The sequence below is a fragment of the Paenibacillus sp. VCA1 genome (genome assembly GCF_031583795.1).
Taxonomy (GTDB): domain Bacteria; phylum Bacillota; class Bacilli; order Paenibacillales; family Paenibacillaceae; genus Paenibacillus_AQ; species Paenibacillus_AQ albilobatus.
On record NZ_JAVLSX010000006.1, the window covers coordinates 329,018 to 346,944 of the forward strand.

Annotated in this window: 19 protein-coding genes; 6 read left to right on the forward strand and 13 right to left on the reverse strand. The window is 53.8% G+C overall.

What is annotated here, in order from left to right:
• Positions 1 to 51: 51 nt before the first annotated feature.
• From RJP21_RS16030 to RJP21_RS16040, 3 genes are all read right to left on the reverse strand, one after another.
• Positions 52 to 633, reverse strand: a complete 582-nt coding sequence (locus tag RJP21_RS16030; protein ID WP_160038517.1) for a TetR/AcrR family transcriptional regulator — start codon at positions 631 to 633, stop codon at positions 52 to 54.
• A 192-nt stretch (positions 634 to 825) separates the two neighbouring features.
• Positions 826 to 1,164 carry a protein YmzB gene (ymzB, locus tag RJP21_RS16035; protein ID WP_160037961.1) on the reverse strand — a complete coding sequence of 113 codons (339 nt, stop codon included), beginning with the start codon at positions 1,162 to 1,164 and terminating at the stop codon, positions 826 to 828.
• Positions 1,165 to 1,317: 153 nt separating this feature from the next.
• A complete protein-coding gene (locus RJP21_RS16040; protein ID WP_310860150.1) occupies positions 1,318 to 2,859 on the reverse strand; it encodes an MDR family MFS transporter in 1,542 nt (513 codons plus the stop codon).
• A gap of 174 nt (positions 2,860 to 3,033) precedes the next feature.
• Here RJP21_RS16040 and RJP21_RS16045 point away from each other — a divergent pair, with 174 nt between their 5' ends.
• Positions 3,034 to 3,468 (forward strand): MarR family transcriptional regulator, encoded by a 435-nt coding sequence (locus RJP21_RS16045; protein ID WP_201452091.1) that lies wholly within the window; start codon positions 3,034 to 3,036, stop codon positions 3,466 to 3,468.
• Positions 3,469 to 3,570: 102 nt separating this feature from the next.
• On the opposite strand, the gene RJP21_RS16050 is transcribed toward RJP21_RS16045, so the two are convergent.
• Both RJP21_RS16050 and RJP21_RS16055 read right to left on the reverse strand, forming a co-directional pair.
• Positions 3,571 to 4,170: a nitroreductase family protein gene (locus RJP21_RS16050; RefSeq protein WP_310860151.1), complete on the reverse strand. Its 600-nt coding sequence runs from the start codon at positions 4,168 to 4,170 to the stop codon at positions 3,571 to 3,573.
• 167 nt (positions 4,171 to 4,337) lie between these two features.
• The gene (locus RJP21_RS16055) at positions 4,338 to 5,357 is read right to left on the reverse strand and encodes a UDP-N-acetylmuramate dehydrogenase (protein WP_160037953.1); all 1,020 of its coding nucleotides are present in this window, start codon (positions 5,355 to 5,357) and stop codon (positions 4,338 to 4,340) included.
• Positions 5,358 to 5,621: 264 nt separating this feature from the next.
• Between RJP21_RS16055 and RJP21_RS16060 the strand changes: the two genes are divergently transcribed.
• Entirely contained in the window at positions 5,622 to 5,816 is a 195-nt protein-coding gene (locus RJP21_RS16060; RefSeq protein WP_310860152.1) for a hypothetical protein, read from the forward strand.
• An 88-nt stretch (positions 5,817 to 5,904) separates the two neighbouring features.
• Here the strand turns inward: RJP21_RS16060 and RJP21_RS16065 are convergent, their stop codons facing one another.
• Positions 5,905 to 6,282: a nuclear transport factor 2 family protein gene (locus tag RJP21_RS16065; protein WP_310860153.1), complete on the reverse strand. Its 378-nt coding sequence runs from the start codon at positions 6,280 to 6,282 to the stop codon at positions 5,905 to 5,907.
• 322 nt (positions 6,283 to 6,604) lie between these two features.
• Between RJP21_RS16065 and RJP21_RS16070 the strand changes: the two genes are divergently transcribed.
• Positions 6,605 to 7,291, forward strand: a complete 687-nt coding sequence (locus tag RJP21_RS16070; protein WP_397386228.1) for a futalosine hydrolase — start codon at positions 6,605 to 6,607, stop codon at positions 7,289 to 7,291.
• On the forward strand, positions 7,288 to 8,139 hold the full coding sequence (locus RJP21_RS16075) for a 1,4-dihydroxy-6-naphtoate synthase (protein ID WP_310860155.1): 852 nt from the start codon (positions 7,288 to 7,290) through the stop codon (positions 8,137 to 8,139). The genes RJP21_RS16070 and RJP21_RS16075 overlap by 4 nt, the downstream gene beginning before the upstream one ends.
• Positions 8,140 to 8,224: 85 nt before the next feature.
• On the opposite strand, the gene RJP21_RS16080 is transcribed toward RJP21_RS16075, so the two are convergent.
• The 3 genes from RJP21_RS16080 to RJP21_RS16090 all read right to left on the reverse strand — a co-directional run bounded on the left by RJP21_RS16080 (position 8,225) and on the right by RJP21_RS16090 (position 11,348).
• Entirely contained in the window at positions 8,225 to 9,628 is a 1,404-nt protein-coding gene (locus RJP21_RS16080; protein ID WP_310860156.1) for an NAD-dependent malic enzyme, read from the reverse strand.
• A gap of 139 nt (positions 9,629 to 9,767) precedes the next feature.
• Positions 9,768 to 10,271 (reverse strand): hypothetical protein, encoded by a 504-nt coding sequence (locus RJP21_RS16085; protein ID WP_310860157.1) that lies wholly within the window; start codon positions 10,269 to 10,271, stop codon positions 9,768 to 9,770.
• A 189-nt stretch (positions 10,272 to 10,460) separates the two neighbouring features.
• Positions 10,461 to 11,348 (reverse strand): GNAT family N-acetyltransferase, encoded by an 888-nt coding sequence (locus RJP21_RS16090; RefSeq protein ID WP_310860158.1) that lies wholly within the window; start codon positions 11,346 to 11,348, stop codon positions 10,461 to 10,463.
• A 443-nt stretch (positions 11,349 to 11,791) separates the two neighbouring features.
• Between RJP21_RS16090 and RJP21_RS16095 the strand changes: the two genes are divergently transcribed.
• Positions 11,792 to 13,900, forward strand: coding sequence for an acyltransferase family protein (locus RJP21_RS16095; protein WP_310860159.1), 2,109 nt, complete (start codon positions 11,792 to 11,794; stop codon positions 13,898 to 13,900).
• Between the two features lie 116 nt (positions 13,901 to 14,016).
• On the opposite strand, the gene RJP21_RS16100 is transcribed toward RJP21_RS16095, so the two are convergent.
• The 3 genes from RJP21_RS16100 to RJP21_RS16110 form a co-directional block, all read right to left on the reverse strand.
• Complete coding sequence (locus RJP21_RS16100; RefSeq protein WP_310860160.1) at positions 14,017 to 14,961, reverse strand: D-alanine--D-alanine ligase; 945 nt, start codon at positions 14,959 to 14,961, stop codon at positions 14,017 to 14,019.
• Positions 14,958 to 16,412: an aminotransferase-like domain-containing protein gene (locus tag RJP21_RS16105; RefSeq protein ID WP_310860161.1), complete on the reverse strand. Its 1,455-nt coding sequence runs from the start codon at positions 16,410 to 16,412 to the stop codon at positions 14,958 to 14,960. Before RJP21_RS16105 ends, RJP21_RS16100 begins: the two co-directional genes overlap by 4 nt.
• Positions 16,413 to 16,710: 298 nt before the next feature.
• Positions 16,711 to 17,154 carry an OsmC family protein gene (locus RJP21_RS16110; protein WP_310860162.1) on the reverse strand — a complete coding sequence of 148 codons (444 nt, stop codon included), beginning with the start codon at positions 17,152 to 17,154 and terminating at the stop codon, positions 16,711 to 16,713.
• 200 nt (positions 17,155 to 17,354) lie between these two features.
• Here RJP21_RS16110 and RJP21_RS16115 point away from each other — a divergent pair, with 200 nt between their 5' ends.
• A complete protein-coding gene (locus RJP21_RS16115) occupies positions 17,355 to 17,732 on the forward strand; it encodes a beta/gamma crystallin family protein (protein WP_310860163.1) in 378 nt (125 codons plus the stop codon).
• Positions 17,733 to 17,778: 46 nt separating this feature from the next.
• On the opposite strand, the gene RJP21_RS16120 is transcribed toward RJP21_RS16115, so the two are convergent.
• On the reverse strand, positions 17,779 to 17,910 hold the full coding sequence (locus tag RJP21_RS16120) for a YjcZ family sporulation protein (RefSeq protein WP_310860164.1): 132 nt from the start codon (positions 17,908 to 17,910) through the stop codon (positions 17,779 to 17,781).
• Positions 17,911 to 17,927 lie beyond the last annotated feature (17 nt).

Here is a 17,927-nt window from a genome sequence, read left to right on the forward strand (position 1 = left end):
CCATGTATGAGCTTGGTTTGGCGGTGCTACGTTCATAGCTTCCGGAATGCATTAAGCGTGCGCGGCGAGCCCGTTCTCCAAAAAAAGCCGGATATGCTCCTTGATCTCTTCCTTCGTCAACGGCTTGTGGTTTTTGTTCCATTCCGAGGTCAGTGCGATATACATCTTCACCATCAGAAAAGAAACGATCTTCGGGTCGCATTCCCGCAATTCCCGCTGGGAAACCGCCCGTTGAACTTCTTTTTCGATATAACCCAAAATGACGTTTTCAACCTGGGCCATCGCTTCCTGGGACTGCGGCGTGCCGACGTCCCGAAGCTCCTGGGACAGTTTGATGAGGAGTTCGTGCTCGCTGCGGAATTCCAGAAACGAATCCAAAACGCGGAACAAATTGTCAAAAAACTTTTTGTCATGGTCCACTTCCCGCAAAATGATCGATTTCATTTCGGAAATGACGCCATTGACGATCTCGTCGAAAAGCTGCTCCTTGGTGTCAAAAAAAGTATAGATCGTGCCTTTCCCCACGTTGGCGATTTTGGCCACCTGATCCATCGTCGTCGCTTTGTAGCCAAACAACGCAAAAGACCGGGAAGCCGCTTCCAGCACCTGCTTTTTACGATCCACCGTTCCTATGATGTTCCCCTCCCGTTTAACGCTCTGTTTCGTATGATTGACCAGAAAACATTTTCAGTCATAAGGTCATTTTTTACTTTACCACGTTTTTTTGGATATGACAAATGTTTAATACAGATTTTCTGCAAAAAAATTAAAAAAAGGCCGGCGGTTTTTCATGAAAGCTCCCACCCGCCGAATTAAAAATGAACATCAGGAAATAACGGAAATGTGGTATTTGGCGCGTCCGGTCGTCACGCTCAGCCCATTTCCGTCGCGGCTGCAATCGAACTTCCCGTCCACGTAAATTTGGTATTGGTCTCTGGGCAGCGGCAGATCGCCGTGTCCGCCTAAAATATTTCCCGGCCCGTGCAAGATCAGCGAGCTTCCTTCCGCATACTCGTCGAAGGTCGGCACCGTTTCGTCATATTCCACGCTTTTCAGCCGCACCCTGGTTTCGTCGATGTCGTCCCGTTCCTCTTTGCGGATCAGCAGCGTTTCCCCGGTATTTTGCTCAAGCCATGCCTTTGCGGCATTCAGTTGGTCACTCATTGCTTTTCCCTTCTTCCTGTGATTTGTCGTTTAACCCTTTTTCCTAATATGAGTCTAACCATTCCAAAGGACGGCAAAACATCGGGTTCGAAGAAAAGCGCCCTAAGTCTTGCGCAAAAGAAAAAACGCCCGACGCATCGGACGTTTTTCTTATTATTTCGCTTCAGCTTCGCGTGGATGCTGCTGCGGTCCCTGTTTCAGTTCGACCCGCGATTTCCCCATCAGAAAAACAAAAATGACGGCGATAACGATCGGAACGAGGGCGATGAGGAACATATGGGTGATTGAGCTCGACATGGCGTCAACGATTTTGGAGAGGATTTGCTCCGGAATTTTGACGCGTACGCTCGGCGAAAAAATCTGCTTCGGATCGCCGAGGTTGGACATGGCCGCATTGGCCCCGCCGCCCATGCCTTTAAAATTCTCTTTCAGCTGGTTCGTAAACATATTGTTCTGAATCGTGCCGAAGATCGTAATCCCCATCGTCATGCCGAGGGAACGGAGAAACTGGTTGGTCGAGTTCGCCGTGCCGCGGTAGCGCGGTTCCAGATTGTGCTGGGAAGCCGTCGGCAGCAGCGAAAAGGAGAAGCCCATGCCGAACCCGACGACGATCATAAACATCGTCAGCAAATAACGCGCCGATGCCGGATCCAGCGTGCTGAGCAAATACATTCCGGCAAGATAGAAAACGACCGAAACGGCCATCAGGTTGCGGTAGCTTGTTTTCGTCGAGAAAATGCCGCCGATCGAGCTGCCCGCCACCGAACCGAGCATCATCGGCGTCAGGATGAGCCCCGCGTTGGTTGCCGATCCGCCATAGACGGCCTGCACAAAAATCGGAATGTATACGGTCAAAATGATAAACGTGCCGCCGTACAAAAACGCCAACATTTGCGAGGATGCAAACAACCGGCGCTTAAACAGGAAAAACGGCAAAATCGGTTCCTCGGCCCGCAGCTCCACGAAAAAGAACGCAATGAAAAAGACCGCAAAGCTGGCGAACAGCGCAATAATCGGTGCCGAATTCCAATCATACTGCTTGCCGCCGAGCTCCAGTGCGAACATCAGGCTGATGACGGCAATAACGAGCGTAATCGCTCCCCACCAGTCGATCTTTTGCTTTCGATGGGACGGAGACTCGTTGTAGCTTTTCATGATCAACGCAAACGAAACGATGCCGATCGGGACGTTGATGTAAAATACCCATTCCCATCCCATAAAGTCGGTAATATACGCTCCAAGCAGCGGACCAACGACGCTGGCGGCTCCAAAGACGGCCCCAAGAAGGCCGGTCATCTTACCGCGTTTTTCCGGAGGAAAAATGTCAAAAATAATCGTGAACGCGATCGGCATCAGCGCGCCCCCGCCGATTCCCTGAATCGCGCGGTAAATGCTCAGCTGTTCGATCGTCTGCGCCAGGCCGCACAAGGCCGAGCCGATCAGAAATACCGTTAAGCCGAAGATAAAAAATCTTTTTCTGCCGTACATGTCCGACAGTTTGCCGAAAATCGGCATGCCCGCCATCGTGGTGACCATATATGCGGACGTCACCCACACGAACTTGTCCATCCCGCCGAGCTTGGAGACGATCGTTCCCATGGCCGTGGCGACGATGGTATTATCGATAGCCGACATAAAAATGGCAAGCAATAAGCCTGCCACAACCAGCTTTATGTTGCTTTTGCTAGCTTCCATCCGTAAACCCCTTCCTCTTTACAAAGCATGAATAAGTTCGATAAAATAAATTGAATATCTCACTTATCGAATATCTCGTCAATCGAGATATGTAAATATTAAGAGGAGGTTAGTCTTTTGTCAAGCGAACAGCAGGATAAAAATACAGACCCGAAAGAACAGCTCGTGCTGCTGATGCGAGGCTTGGGAACCCGAACCGTATTGTACCAACAGTTTGTCGCCGCCTCTCACGGTTTATACAATAATGACCTGAAATCCGTGGATATCCTGCGCGAAACCGGTCCGATTACGGCCGGCGAGCTGTCCAAATTTACGGGACTTGCGACCGGAACGGTTACCGCCCTGATCGACCGCCTCGAAAAATGCGGCTACGTGCGCAGGGAACAGGACCCGACCGACCGGCGCAGAGTCATCATCGTGCCCGAATACGAGCATAACGCAGAGATCAAAAACACGTACTCCCCGCTTCACTCGGCGATGCTTGAACTGGCCTCGTCCTATAACGACGAAGAGCTGCAGCTCATTACGCAGTTTATCGGCAAAGCCAGCAAAATACTCGAGGGACAAATTCAACACCTCAGCGCTTCCCGCGGCAAATCCTCGTCCTGATTTCAAAAAAACGAAAGGGACGGCATCCGGATCAACCGGAGTGCCGTCCCTTCTTTCATGAGCGGGCGAACGCACGCCCGAACAACCTCATCGCTTTATCGGTTATTTAAATACTTTGACGCGTTCTTCAAGCGGCTGGAATTGCTTCTCGCCGGCAGGAGCCACCACGTTGCCGAATGGCATTTGAGCGATGAGCTTCCAGCTTGCAGGCAGGTTCCATTCGTATGCGACCTTTTGGTCGATCAGCGGATTGTAGTGCTGCAGGCTTGCGCCCAGTCCTTCGGCTTCAAGCGCCGTCCATACGACCAGCTGAAGCATGCCGGAGGACTGGTTGGACCACACAGGGAAGTTGTCTTTGTAGGCCTCGAATTGAGCTTGAAGGCCTTCGATGACGGTATTGTCTTCAAAGAAAAGCACCGTGCCGTATCCGTTGCGGAATGCGGCCATTTTCTCCGCCGTCGGCGCAAAGTTTTCAGCCGGCACAACGCCTTTGAGCGTTGCTTCCGTCAAGTTCCACAGCTTGTCATGCTGTTCGCCAAGCAAAACGACAACGCGTGCGCTTTGGGAGTTAAAAGCAGAAGGCGTATGTTTAACGGCTTCATTCACGATTTCGATAATTTTTTCGTCCGAAACGGTGACATCCTTGCTGATGGCATAAATGGAACGTCTGTTTTTGAGCGCGTTCAGAAAATCTTTTGACATAAGTATAGTTACCTCCAATACCTTATTTACTTACTTTTTTATTATATATCCCCATCATGTTTCTTGCAATACTTTGTTTTCAATGGAGCGGGGATTCGAGCCCAACAACAAAAAACCTTTCCGAAAGCGGAAAGGTTTATACGCGGCATAAACTTTATTTTTGATTTTCACTTCACGACGACGACTTCGGGCTCGGGCTGGAAACCAAACGCATTGTCGATGCCTTCGATGATGACATTCATCAAATATTTGACGTCTTCGGCCGTCGCATGCCGGTGGTTGATGATCATGTTCCCGTGGTAAGGGGAGATCATCGCTCCGCCGTGTTCCTTCCCCTTCAAATTCAGCCGGTCGACCAGCGCCCCGACGGGAACGCCGAAATCGTAGTTGTTTTTGAACACGGAACCGCAGGACGGGTATTCGAAATGGCGTTTTCCGTTGCGGTAGTCGGCAATGTCGGTCATCTCGGACGGAATGAGCAGCCCCTGCTTCTTCAGCGCCTCGGCTTCGGCGGACATATACGAATAAAACGAGGCCAGCGTGGACATGCCCTCTTTCCCTTTCCAGCGCGCGAGCAGCTCATTGCCGGCGGCGATCTGTTTTTCGTCCGGAACGGCAAGCATATCCGCCCCGAGCACCAGCCAAGGATTCATCTGGAAGATCGACTGCTTGTAGCCGTATCTGCACTGCGAAACGTCAATGGATTGAACCGCCAGGGAAGGATCGGACAAGTCGACGTAATAAACGGTTTTCACGATGTCGCTGATCTGATGCTGGTTGTATTTGGCGTTCATGTAAATGCCGGCGCCAAGTCCCCCGGGCAGCAAATAGGTAAACTCGTAGCCCGGTATGCCGAACATTCTGCCGCTGATCGCCAGCATCGACATCGGCGTCCCGGAGGATATGAACCATTTGGAAGGCTGAATGTCCCAATAAACGAATTTTTTCAACGAGATGTACAGCGTATCCTCTTGCGGACGGTCGGGAAAAAGCAGGTTCGAGCCCATCCCGCAAATAAAATAGTTCAGGCCATGCGTTTTGCAGCCCCGAAGCAGGGTTAAAAGCTCTTCCACGGTTTCGGGCATGGCAAAAAAGTTCGCCTCGCCGCCGATTTGGTAAGAAGAATGGTTCGCCAGCGGTTCGTTCCGCAGACAAAGGCTTTCAAATGTCATCCGGTTATTTAGCATTAGGTTCCTTCTCGCTTTCAACTTCATTATTAAAGATCGAAATTCATGTTGGATCAGTGCTTTTTGTCACGGGAAACGTAGACCTATCTATTCTAATATATCGTCCGCCATAACGCCATGTGTCAATTCATATCCCATTCCAGGAATTGTATGCAATTTTCTTTTCAAAGAAAACGGCACCCTTGCCGGGCAGAGTACTCGGACATCATTTCGGGTCAAAACTGGACGTATGCGCTGTAAATTTTTTCCCGCGGGATTCGTTACATGGCGCAAACCGAATCTTCGCAGGGCATGATAAGATGGTTAGGATCCATCGGCATCATCAACCATGTTATGATCTTTCCGCTTCTTTTGCAAACGGCCGGGAAGGATTCATGGATTGCCGTCATCGATCCTGCGGTTCCCCTAATGTTCGTCGCGACCATGGGGTTATTACGTTTCCAGTCGGACCGGGAATAAAGCGCCGAACCTTGCTGAAATGCAAAAAGGCGGCGGCTGCCGCCCTTTTACCGGGCACTAATCAATATCGTCCGTTTTCCGTTTTGGATTATTTGGTCTCCATGTCGCCTTTTCCCCAATATGCCGTCATGCTTGCGATCCGTCCGTCATCGTTGAAATTCATGATTTCTATGACGTGAATGACGATCGTCGCACCTTCCACCTTGGTTTCGATATGCACCGCCATGGCGCCCGAATTGGCATGAGAGCCCCGGATCGGTTCCTCGCGGCGGATGCGGGTGGTTCCGTTCACGACGTTGCGGTAAAATTCGGCGATGGCCGCCTTGCCTCTCACCGGTTCCGATCCTGCAGGATCTTCCACGACCGCATCCTCCGCGTACAACGAAAGAATCCCTTCCAAATCGTCGCGATTAAAACAATCGATATAACTTTGCATGGCTGTTTTGATATGCTGCTCTGTAGGCATCAAAGCTTCCTCCTTTTATTGACACGATGTCTAATAAATTAATTATAACCTTTTGGAAAGCGTTTGTAAAAACTATGGTGATCGAGTCCCCTTCCGAAACCAAACCGTTGCTGGCGCATTCGGAAGCCGCAGTTTGCATGAGGCGGCCCACATAAAAGATCTTCGCATGAAAATCCCTGATTATGGCCCATACGCTTTACATGGCGCCACGCAAGTTATAAGGTTAATATATTGAGGTCTAATTTCTCGGCTACCCAATAATAGATGCTCAAATAGATTTTGTACTGGAGGATTGTGCATGAAGTCAGACTTGGAGACCGTGATGCATGACGATGAAACTTCCCTGCCTGCGGATGCAGGCGGACGGATCCTGATCATGACGGCCGTCGAAGCGGAGCAGCAGGCCGTGCTGCGCGGGATTGGCGACGCGGCGGAGCTGTTCAACGTGCAATTGGCGGGATTCGGTCCGGCCTCGGCGGCGGCGCGAACGGCCGCGGAGCTGGCGAAAGGGCAATACAGCCTGGTCATCAGCGCCGGAATTGGCGGCGGATTCGCCGGCCGGGCGGACATCGGCTCAACCGTCATCGCCGATCGGATCGTTGCCGCCGACTTGGGCGCCGAATCCCCTGACGGATTTCTCAGCGTGGACGAGCTTGGTTTCGGCCGCTCCATCATCATGCCGGATTCGGCGCTTGTGCAAACCGTAACGGACGCCATGATATCCGCCGAAATTTCCGCCGTCCGCGGCGCAATCCTGACGGTGACGACGGGCACGGGGACGGCGGAAACCACCGCGTCCCTCCTCTCGCGACACGGCGATGCCGCGGCCGAAGGGATGGAGGGCTTTGGCGTCGCGACGGCGGCCAAGCTGTGGAATTTGCCCGTGCTCGAAATCCGCACGATATCAAACATCGTCGGCCCGAGAGACCGGTCCGCCTGGCGCTTCGGCGAAGCCTTTGCCGCGCTCGAAGCGGCGGGCAACATCTTAAGGAGGGTATTTACCGAATGAAGATTGCATTTTCACCATGTCCAAACGATACCTTTGTATTCCATGCCTGGGCGCATGGCCTTATTCCTGGCGCACCCGCGCTGGAAGTGACCTATGCGGACATCGATATTACAAACCATTTGGCCGCGCAGGAAAACAGCGACTACGATGTGCTCAAAATTTCTTACGCCGCATTGCCTTGGGTTTTGGACCGCTATGCGTTACTGCCTTGCGGCGGCGCGCTTGGCAGAGGATGCGGGCCGCTTGTGCTGGCGGCCGGGGGGCCTGACGCCCCAAAAAGCCCCGAAGATTTGTCCGGCCGGCGCGTAGCCGTTCCAAGCGAGCGCTCCACCGCGTATTTGTTGTTCCGTTTATGGGCAGCCCAAAACGTTCCGGGCGGCGTCGGAGAAATCGTCGTCATGCCGTTCGACCAGATCATGCCGGCCGTGCGCGACGGCCGAATCGATGCCGGGCTTGTCATCCACGAGGCCAGATTTACGTATCCCGATTACGGCTTGACGCTGATGACGGATCTCGGAAACTGGTGGGAACAGGATACCGGACTTCCGATCCCGCTTGGCGCCATCATTGCCAAACGGAACCTGGATCTCAAGGCCATTACCGAGTGGGCGCGCGCTTCGGTGGAATACGCTTGGGCGCATCCCGAGGCTTCCCGGGAATATGTCCTCAGCCATGCGCAGGAGATGGATCCGAAAGTGGCCGATGCGCATATCGATTTGTACGTGAACGGCTTTACCGCGAATCTGGGCGAAGACGGTTATGCCGCGATTGCATCGCTTCTTACCCGGGCCGCCGATGAGGGGCTTGTCCCGCACATCGATCCGAAGGCGCTGCTGCTGCCGGAATGATCCGCATCCGGACGCCAATCGCATGAAACGAATGAAAAAACCCGTGTTTCCGATAAGAGAAACACGGGTTTTTGATATATAACAATTAGCGGAAATCCTTTGGAATTCTGCGGGCCACGCCGGTCAAAATGGCGGCCTGCACCACGGCTTTGCGCACTTCGGCGACAACCTGATCGTTGAATATGCTCGGAATGATATACAGCTCGTTCAATTCCCCGCCGGAAACGACCGACGCGATGGCGCGCGCGGCCGCCAGCTTCATCGGCTCGTTGATGCAGCGCGCTCTGCAGTCAAGCGCCCCGCGGAACAATCCCGGGAACACGAGCACGTTGTTGATCTGGTTCGGATAGTCGCTCCGCCCCGTCGCGTATACCCGCGCATGGGGAAGCGCTTCCTCGGGCGAAACTTCCGGAACCGGGTTGGCCATCGCGAACACGATCGGATCGGGACCCATTCCCCGGATATCCTCGCCGTTAAGCAAATTCCCGCGGGAAACGCCGATAAACACGTCGGCGCCTTTAATGACTTCCTTCAGCGAACCTTCCGTGGCCTCCACCTGAGGCTGATCCGCGAGCCATTGCCACATCGGATGAGAATAAGATCCGCCCCTGACGATCGCGCCGTCCCGGTCCACGGGCACCAGCTTGGTCACGCCTGCGCTCAGCAGCATTTTGCAGATGGAAACCCCTGCCGCGCCGATGCCGTTGACGACGACCCGAATGTTTTCGATCCGTTTGTTCACGACCTTTAACGCGTTCAGCAGTCCCGCGATGACGACAACCGCCGTGCCATGCTGATCGTCGTGGAAAACGGGAATTTCGAGTTCCTCCGATAATCTTTTTTCGATCTCGAAACACCGCGGGGAACTGATGTCCTCAAGGTTGATGCCGCCGAAAATCGGGCTCATCGCCTTGATGGTCCGGATGATCTCTTCGGTGTCGCGGGTATCCAGGCAGATCGGAAACGCATCGACGCCGGCCAGCTGCTTAAAGAGCATCGCTTTCCCTTCCATGACGGGAGCCGCCGCATACGGACCGACGTCCCCTAGGCCAAGCACCGCCGTTCCGTCGCTGACGACGGCAACCGTGTTGCGCTTGATCGTGAGCGAATAAGCTTTGTCCGGGTTTTCATGGATTGCCGTGCATACCTTGGCCACGCCGGGCGTGTATACCCGTGACAGGTCGTCCCGGTTTTTGATCGGCAGCGTCGGCTGAATTTTGATTTTGCCGCCCAAATGTACGAGGAAGGTCCGGTCCGAAACGTTGATGAGCTTGATTCCGTCGTGTTTTCGAAGCGATTCGACCACGTTGTCTTCTTCGGTATCCACTACTTCTACCGTAATGTCCCTGACGGAAGAATCTTTCCCCGGCCGGATCACGTCGATGGACGTGATATCCCCGCCTGATTTGCTGATTGCGGCAGCGACATCCCCAAAGGTGACTTTATCATGATCAAGTTCAACGCGCAGAATGATGCTTGTGTTAGCCATGATGCTTCCTCCTATATGTAATAGTTCTCATGTAATCGATTTCAGCACGCACATATCATAACAGCCGGCGGGCAACAATACAAGCCTTCCGTCATTCATCCAGTCCAATTTTTCCTTCGAACCGAAAGGCACGCGGACGCTAAGGAATGCTGGCGTGGTGCGCGTTCGCCATCCTTTTGTTCGTTTCGTGCACGCCCATGACTACGGCGATCAGTTCATAGCTTCCCAACCGCCCCGATTCGTTTCGCAGGCAATAGGCGCCGGATTCGAACCAACCGCTCACTTTTTCGAATTGGGCCACCGCGATCCCGCTTTCGTCCGTAATCGAATATTCCTTGAAAAACGCAGGCGAAAAAATTTCGTAAATTCCTCTCCCTTCCGTCTCGTAAATGAACTTCTTCGATAAAAAACTGAGCCGGTGCTTCAGTACGCCCAGCAGGCCGCCGTCCGCGCCCGTAACCTCCCATTTGTTCGACATCAAACGGAATTTCCCGCCGCATGCCAAGTTTCCGTCGGCGTCCAGCACATCGAGGGACGAGCCGAAGGCGCTTTTCAGGTCCAGCATTCCGGCGGGTTCCTGATTGGCGCCTACGATTTCCGTACGGCCGGCATTGAAGAAGTTATCTCTAAAATAGAGTTCCAAAAAGGCACCTTCTTTCGAAAGATGAATTCTTCGTCCATGATTACGGAGCAAGAAAGCCATGGACCGAATGATACATCCATGGCTTATATTCCTGTACAACGCTGCATTTTTCGTTTTTAAAGGATCCGATCAAGACAGCATGCAACAATACAATTTTAACCTATTTTTAGAATATTTTCTATAAGTTCATTACGGGGTCAATTCGAGTTTCATATGAACCTGATTGACAGTGGTTTTAAATCCGGCATCCTCCATGATGCGCACGAGCGTCGTTTCGGATAACGGGAGATTGATGGCACGGCGCACTACGTTGTGATCAAGCGGCGCATACACATGCGACAACAGCGCTTTCAACAGCCCGGCTGCCTCTTCCCCCGAAGCCTTTACCGCCCGGCATTGGTACAAGATGGTGGACTGAAGTTCGCCGTCAGCGCCCATAATCCGTTTGAACAACGCGTAGCCGGCAACGTCCCCATTCGCGTCTGTCGCGATCACCGATTCGCCGTTCACGATGTTTTCCCAATGCGTTTGCCACGGCATGTCCCCTACCGGAAGCTTGAAGCGCTGAATGTCTTGCGGCAACCCGAGACGGAACCGATAAGCTTCCGCCGCATCGCCGGCAAGCACATCCGTCTGCAAGCCTTCCTTCTGCTCATAAAACCTTAAGTCGCCGATCCATCGATACCCCATTTTGGCATACAGCTTGATGGCAGGCTCATTTTCACTCAACGCCTCCAGCAAAGCCACTTCCGCGCCCTTTTCCCTGTATACGTCCAGCGCCCCTGCGATAAGCTGCTTGCCGATCCCTTTGCCCCTGTATTCCGGGATGATGCCCGTCCCCCCGTTCCAGGCCGTCAATCGTCCATCCACCGTTCGGAAGCCGCTCATCACGAAGCCGACGGGTTTGCCTTGATCGCAGATGGCGACCGAAGCATCCAGCGAAAGCTGGTTTTCCGGAATCCGCTTGATAAACGCGTCGACGCCCAACGTCATGTCGAATGCGTACCCTTTAAAACCTTCGTTCCATAACCTTGTAAGCTCACTTGCCGTAAATTCGCTGAATTTCACAATTTCCATGACTCACCGCTCTCCCCCGCTTAAGAGATGACATTAAAAAAAATTCGATATGAGAAAATGCTTTCATTTCAGCATCTTCTTCCGAAGCATGACCCCCGTATTCAAAGCAGGTGGTCATGGAAACATGATACATCCCTGGCTCAGGTTCTTGCAAATGCGGCGCCATGCCGACCGGAAACCGCATACACGGTTCAACGGAGCTTCAATGCCCTGGATGAAACCGCATAATGAACAAAATGTGAATGGAAAGCAATCTTTTTGTAACTTAAAACAAAAGCCCTTATGGTAAAGTAAGTACTTGTGAACTACTTCATTGACATTCATCATCCCGTACGGAGGCATCAAGAACATGAACGTAAGCAAAATGAAACGGACCGCATACATAACCGCCTTATCCTGCCATTGGACGAATGAATCCTGTGTGGAAAGCAGGGTTTGTCTATATGTCTGATCACCTTTCATCACATAAACGCTACATGCCGGGGCTGGACGGTCTACGGGCGCTGGCGCTGTTTTTTGTCGTTTTATATCATTTGAACGTCGCATGGGCCCCGGGAGGGCTGCTCGGCGTAAGCATCTTTTTCGTATTATCCGGCTATTTGATCACGGACTTGTTGACGGCCGAATGGAGCCGCAGCCGGTCGATCGACCTGAAATCGTTCTGGATCAGGCGGTGCCGCAGGCTGCTTCCGGCCATGTTCGTCATGATGGCTGCGATTGTCGCCTGGGTTACGCTGTTCGACCGCTCGCTGATGCCCGTCTTGCGCGGCGACGTCGTTTCATCGCTTTTTTACATAAACAACTGGTATTCGATCTTCCATCAGGTTTCGTATTTCGAAAAATTCGGGCCGCAGTCCCCGTTCGGACATATGTGGTCGCTTGCGGTCGAGGAGCAGTTTTATCTGATATGGCCCATCCTGCTTCTTATCGGCATGAAACGGATGAAAAAACGCGGGCCGGTCTTTTTGCTGATTCTGGCATTGACCGCCTTATCCGCCCTCGCGATGCTCGTTTTGTATAACCCGGACACGGACCCGAGCCGCGTCTATTACGGCACCGACACGCGCGCATTCTCCCTGCTCATCGGGGCTGCCCTCAGCATCGTCTGGCCGAGCCGGAAAATGTCCGCAAAGGCCGGCATCAAAACCAGGCTTGCGCTGAACCTGATCGGCGTGGCCGGTCTCGTTTCGGTCTTTGCCATGGTATGGAAAACCAACGAATACGACCCGTTTTTGTATCCGTTCGGCTTCCTGCTTCTATCGCTGCTTACCGCCATGATCATCGCATCCGCCGCGCATCCGGCCAGCTTCGTCGGCAAGGTGCTCGGCATGAAACCTTTGCGGTGGCTGGGGGTGCGGACCTACAGCATTTATTTATGGCATTATCCCGTCATCATGCTGTCGGCGGACCCAAGCGGCGATACGACCGTGTGGCGGGCCCTGCTGCAATCGGCGTTAAGCGTGGCGTTGGCCTGCCTGTCCTACAAATTGATCGAAGAGCCGATCCGGGGCGGACTCATCGGCCGTACGTGGAAAAAGCTCCGCAGAGGCAGCGTCAACCTCTCCCTCGTACCGTTTAAAGGCTGGGCGACTTTAACTTCCGTGCTGCTGCTCGTCGTCGTGTCATGTGCGGGATTCGCCATCCGTACGCCGGTAAGCGCATCGACGTTTCATCAAGAAACGGCGGCCGAAGTATGGAGCCCCTCCGAAGAAGACGGCGCTCCGGCAGATCCGGGATCCGATCCACAGGCCGCAGCCGGCGAAAAACCGCCTGCAAGCCAGGAACTCCCGGGAACCGCGGCGGTAGAGCACGGGAACGGGACCCGGCCGGATGACTCCGATCCGGCAAAAGGTTCGGAACCGGCACCGGATCAAATCACGCCGCCCGTTGACGTTGACGCCAATCCGCAGGACGGGAAGCCGCAGCATTCGGCCCAAACGCAGCAGCAGACGGGCAAATCCGGATCCGTAAAGCCGTCCGACCGAGCGGACTCCGGATCCCAAACGGAAAAACCGAAACCCGGCCGGGATTCGACCGGCGGCAAAACGGAGGCTCCGCATGACAAGAAAAACACCAAAGGCGCCGTCCCGGTAACGGCAATCGGCGACTCCGTCATGCTGGACGCGGAGCCTTATTTGCAGCAACTGATTCCCGGCGCGGTGATCGACGGCAAAATCGGACGGCAAATGGCCGAAGCGCCGGAGCTTGTCAGCCGTCTGCGGGCCGATGGCAAGCTCGGCGATCAAGTCGTGATCGAGCTTGGCACGAACGGCCCGTTCAGCACCAAGCAGCTGATGTCGCTGCTCGATTCGCTGAAGGACGTCCGCAAGGTGGTGCTGGTGAACGCCAGAGTGCCGCGCAGCTGGGAAAGCGTCGTTAACGCTTCGATCAAAAAAGCGGCCGCCGCTTATCCGAACACGACGGTGCTCGATTGGCACGCGGCCAGCAAAGGCCAATCGTATTTCGAACCCGACGGCGTCCATTTGAAGCCGCAAGGCGGAAAAACGCTGGCTGAGCTGATCGCGCAATCGGTCGGATTCGGCAAATCGTAATCGCTTCTGCACTTATCTTTGATCTCGCAATGGCATCGGCCGTATTCAACATTCGGAGCGCATCAAAATAGGACTTCTTCAATTGAAGAGGTCCTTTTCATTTAACCTTATGGGGGTCAAACAACCTGGTGCTGAGAGCTTGCACCACCGGGATTCATGTCCGGCCGTGCCGACAACGAGCCTTCGATGATCGCGTCCAAAAGTTCCGGGAAGGAAATGCCGGCGGCAAGGGCGCTTTGCGGCAGCAGGCTGGTTCGGGTCATGCCCGGCAGCGTGTTGACTTCAAGAATATACGGAATGCCGTCCTTCAGCATCATGTCAACCCTTGCATATACCGTGCACTTCATGGCGCGCCAGCTTTTTTCGGCCGCTTCGCGGATGCGTTCCGCGAGCTCCGGTGCAAACGCCGCAATCCGCTCGTCGCTTTGCCCCGGTTCATATTTGGACGTATAGTCGAAAAATTCGCCGTTTGGCTTGATCGTCAATATCGGCAGATGTTTCCCGTTCAGCATCCCGCATGTGATCTCCTCGCCGTCAATATAGGCCTCGACAAGCACTTCATCGCCGAAGGAAAGGGCGGTGTGGACCGCTTGCCGCAGGCTGTTTTCGTCCCGGACGAGCGTAACGCCGATGCTGGAGCCCCCCGCATTCGGTTTGACCACAAGCGGATATCCCAGCGCAGCCACCCTCGCGCCGTGAATTTCGTCCATTTCGCGCAGCAGCACCCAATCCGGCGTATGCAGACCCTCATAACGAAGAATTTTTTTGCTCAAATCCTTATCCATGCACAACGCGCTCGAGAGAAGCGAGCATCCCGTATAGGGAATTCCCATCGTTTCAAGGGTGCCTTGAACCGTGCCGTCTTCGCCGAAGCTGCCGTGAAGGGCGAGAAGCGCCACGTCGATCCCGGCCGCCCGGATCAGCAGATCCTCCTTCTTTTTAATATCGATCGGGATGATTTCGTATTTGTTCCGGTCCAGATGCGTCATCATTTCCTTGCCCGTCGCCAGCGACACTTCCCGTTCGGAAGAAACGCCCCCCATAATTACGCCGACTTTCATCGCAATGCCTCCATTCTTTTGGTTACTTCCCTGCCGATGATCTCCGTTCCCCGGCGCAGCTCGTCGTCGCTGACCCGCGAAAAGCCGAGCCGCAGCGTATTGGCGCCGCCCCCGTCGGTATAAAACACATCCCCCGCGGTATAAACCACGCCCTGCTTGTAGCAATCGGCGAGAATTTCCCGGGCGTTCAACGCCTCCGGCAATTCGATGAACAGGTGAAGCCCGCCCGAGCCGGTGACGCGTTTACAAGGGATGAATTCGGTGCAGTACCGGACGGCAAGCTCATGTTTGCGTTTATATTCCGATTTTGCCCTTTTCAAATATTTCTCGAAGTTGCCGTTGTGGAAATATTGGAACAATACCGCCTGGTCCAGCGTCGACGTATGGATGTTCCGCGAACGTTTCACGCTGACAAGCGCATCGATCAGCTCCCGGTCTGCCGCGATCCAGCCGATCCGAATTCCGGGAAACAAAATTTTCGAAAAGCTGCCGAGGTAGATGATGCCGTTGCCCTCCCCGCCGAACGCCGCAAGCGGCGCCATGTGGGAGCCCGAATAACGCAGTTCCTCGTTGAAGCCGTCTTCGATCAGCGGAATCCGGCGTTCCGCGAGCAGGCGCAGCACCTCGACCCTTTTTTCGGCCGACATGACGATGCCGGTAGGATTATGATACGAAGGCGTCAAGTACGCAAGCCCGAACTCCCGCTCGTTCAGCGCCCGTTCGAGCAAATCCAGCCTTACGCCGTCCTGTTCCATCGGGATTCCGGTCAAGTCGTAGCCGTGCAGGCGGGATATTTTGATCGCGGTATGATGCGTTGGGTTTTCGGTAAGGATGTGTTTGCACGGCACCTGCAGCGAAGACAAAATGATATCGTACGCTTCGGTAAACCCGTTTGTGATCAAAATGTCCTTCCCTTCCATGTCGACGCCTTTTGTCTCCATATACCCCGTCAAGTATTGAATCAGCGGTTTATAACCTTTGGCATACCCGTAATTGAGCAAAATTTCCCCTTCCAACGCCATCCGGTCGAGAAAAGCGCGCTTGACGTTTGCAAGATCGAACAGCTTTTCGTCCGGCGCGATGCTGGCGAAGTTGATCATGCCTTTTTCGCCGCGCAAATCCCGTTTCATCAGATCGTAGTCGATCGCCTTTTGGGCCGTATCGTTCAGCCGCTGCCGCCAATCCAGCGACCAGGACGGAACCGAGGCGATGCCGACGCGGGAAACGAAGCTCCCTTTGGAATGGACCGTATAAATGAACCCTTCCTCCTCCAGCTCCGAATAGACGGTTACCAGCGTATTGCGGCTGATGCCCAGCATCGTGCTGAGCTCCCGGGTCGACGGCAGCTTCTGGTCCACTCTCCCTTTCCCCTTCGTAATCCACTGCTTCAAATATTCTTTAACCTGCACCGTTAACGGCCGGCCTTCAACAATTTTAAAATCGGTGAACATATGGCAATCCCTCCAGGTACTATCTTGGCATAAAGCAAGGTCGGAAGAAAGGGCCACCGGGGCGCGTTTTGCCGCCGGTCGTGGTACGGCATGGAATACGGCAAAAGGGCGCCGGCCGGATCCGAAGTTTCGGACCGCCTGAACGCCCTTCTTTTCATGCATGTTACCGCAAAACGAAACGACTGCTATCCGATTGCGACCCGGCCAAAAACTTCACGGGTAACCCTCGTGCCCTCCATCTTCCGGTTGGATGCCCGTTCAGCAGCCATGATATTCTACCGGCCGGATGCCCTTTGCTTTAAGCTTTTTCGACGCGCGGAACGGTGGACAGCGCCACGTTTCCGGCGACGGCGCGGGAGATCATGCAGGAGCTTTCCGCTTTTTCGGCCAATCTGAGGGCATGCTCCACATCTTTTTCTCCGGCTTCGGCCTTTAACACGATATATGGCTTATGCGTAATGCTGACATACGTAAACACGTTGTTCGTGACGTCCACGATGCCTTCCGATTCCAGCGACAGCCGCTCAACGGGCAAACCGCCCCGCTCCATCATCGCGGCCAGCGTAATCAAGTAGCAGGTCGCCGCGGCGCCAAGAAGCATTTCGTCCGGATTGGTGCCGATTCCCGGGCCGCCCATTTCCTTCGGAATCGAAATCGCCGTTTTCAGCTGCCCCGCTTCGATCGTTCCTTGGCTGTTGCGGCCGCCGTCCCACTCCGCCTTCAACATAAACGAATGATTCATGATGTTCTACCTCCTGCCCGAATGTGCGATAGGCCATTTTGAATCCCGTCGCGCTTTCACCTTATATTTCATCAGTAATCGTACCATACTCGAAGGCAAAATGCTTAAGAACGGCGGGCCAAAAATACGAAAGCCGTGGAAAAATACAAACCATTCATAGATTCGTTCATATGCTATCAGCAGGAAAGGAGGACGAAGAAATGCCGAGACTTACTATTTTTGAGGAAAAGGATTTTCGGGGCCGCAGCAGGGTCATCGCGGGAAATTTGGGCATAGAAAATATGGATTCGGTCTTTGGCGGAGCCCAAAGCCTTCGATTCCGTTCAGCCTGTTGGAGCCCCACCCTCGTCTTGTTCAGCAGACCCGGATTTAAAGGCAGGTTCCACATTTACCGCGGCAACATGAATTTTTCCGATCTGCAGAACCTGTTTTTCGGCTGCGATGTCGGTTCGTTAATCTCGAGCGGCAAACGGCTTTCCCGCCGGAAAATACGGCAGTTCCGCAAAACGGGACAACTTCCTTCCCATTACCGTTTGATAACGCCGTCAGAAACGTTCTCCGGATCAGGCAATAAATAAGACCCTGCCAGCATCATGCCGGCAAGGTCTTGAACATGCAGCTTTGTTACCAAATGAAGGCTCTTGAGATGATGACCAGAAGGATGAACAATACGAGTATTGCTCCGATGCCTCCGCCCCACAATCCGCCGTAGCCGTAACCGTAACCTGCGCCAACACCGCCTACTACTTCACTCATCGTAATACCTCCTTGAT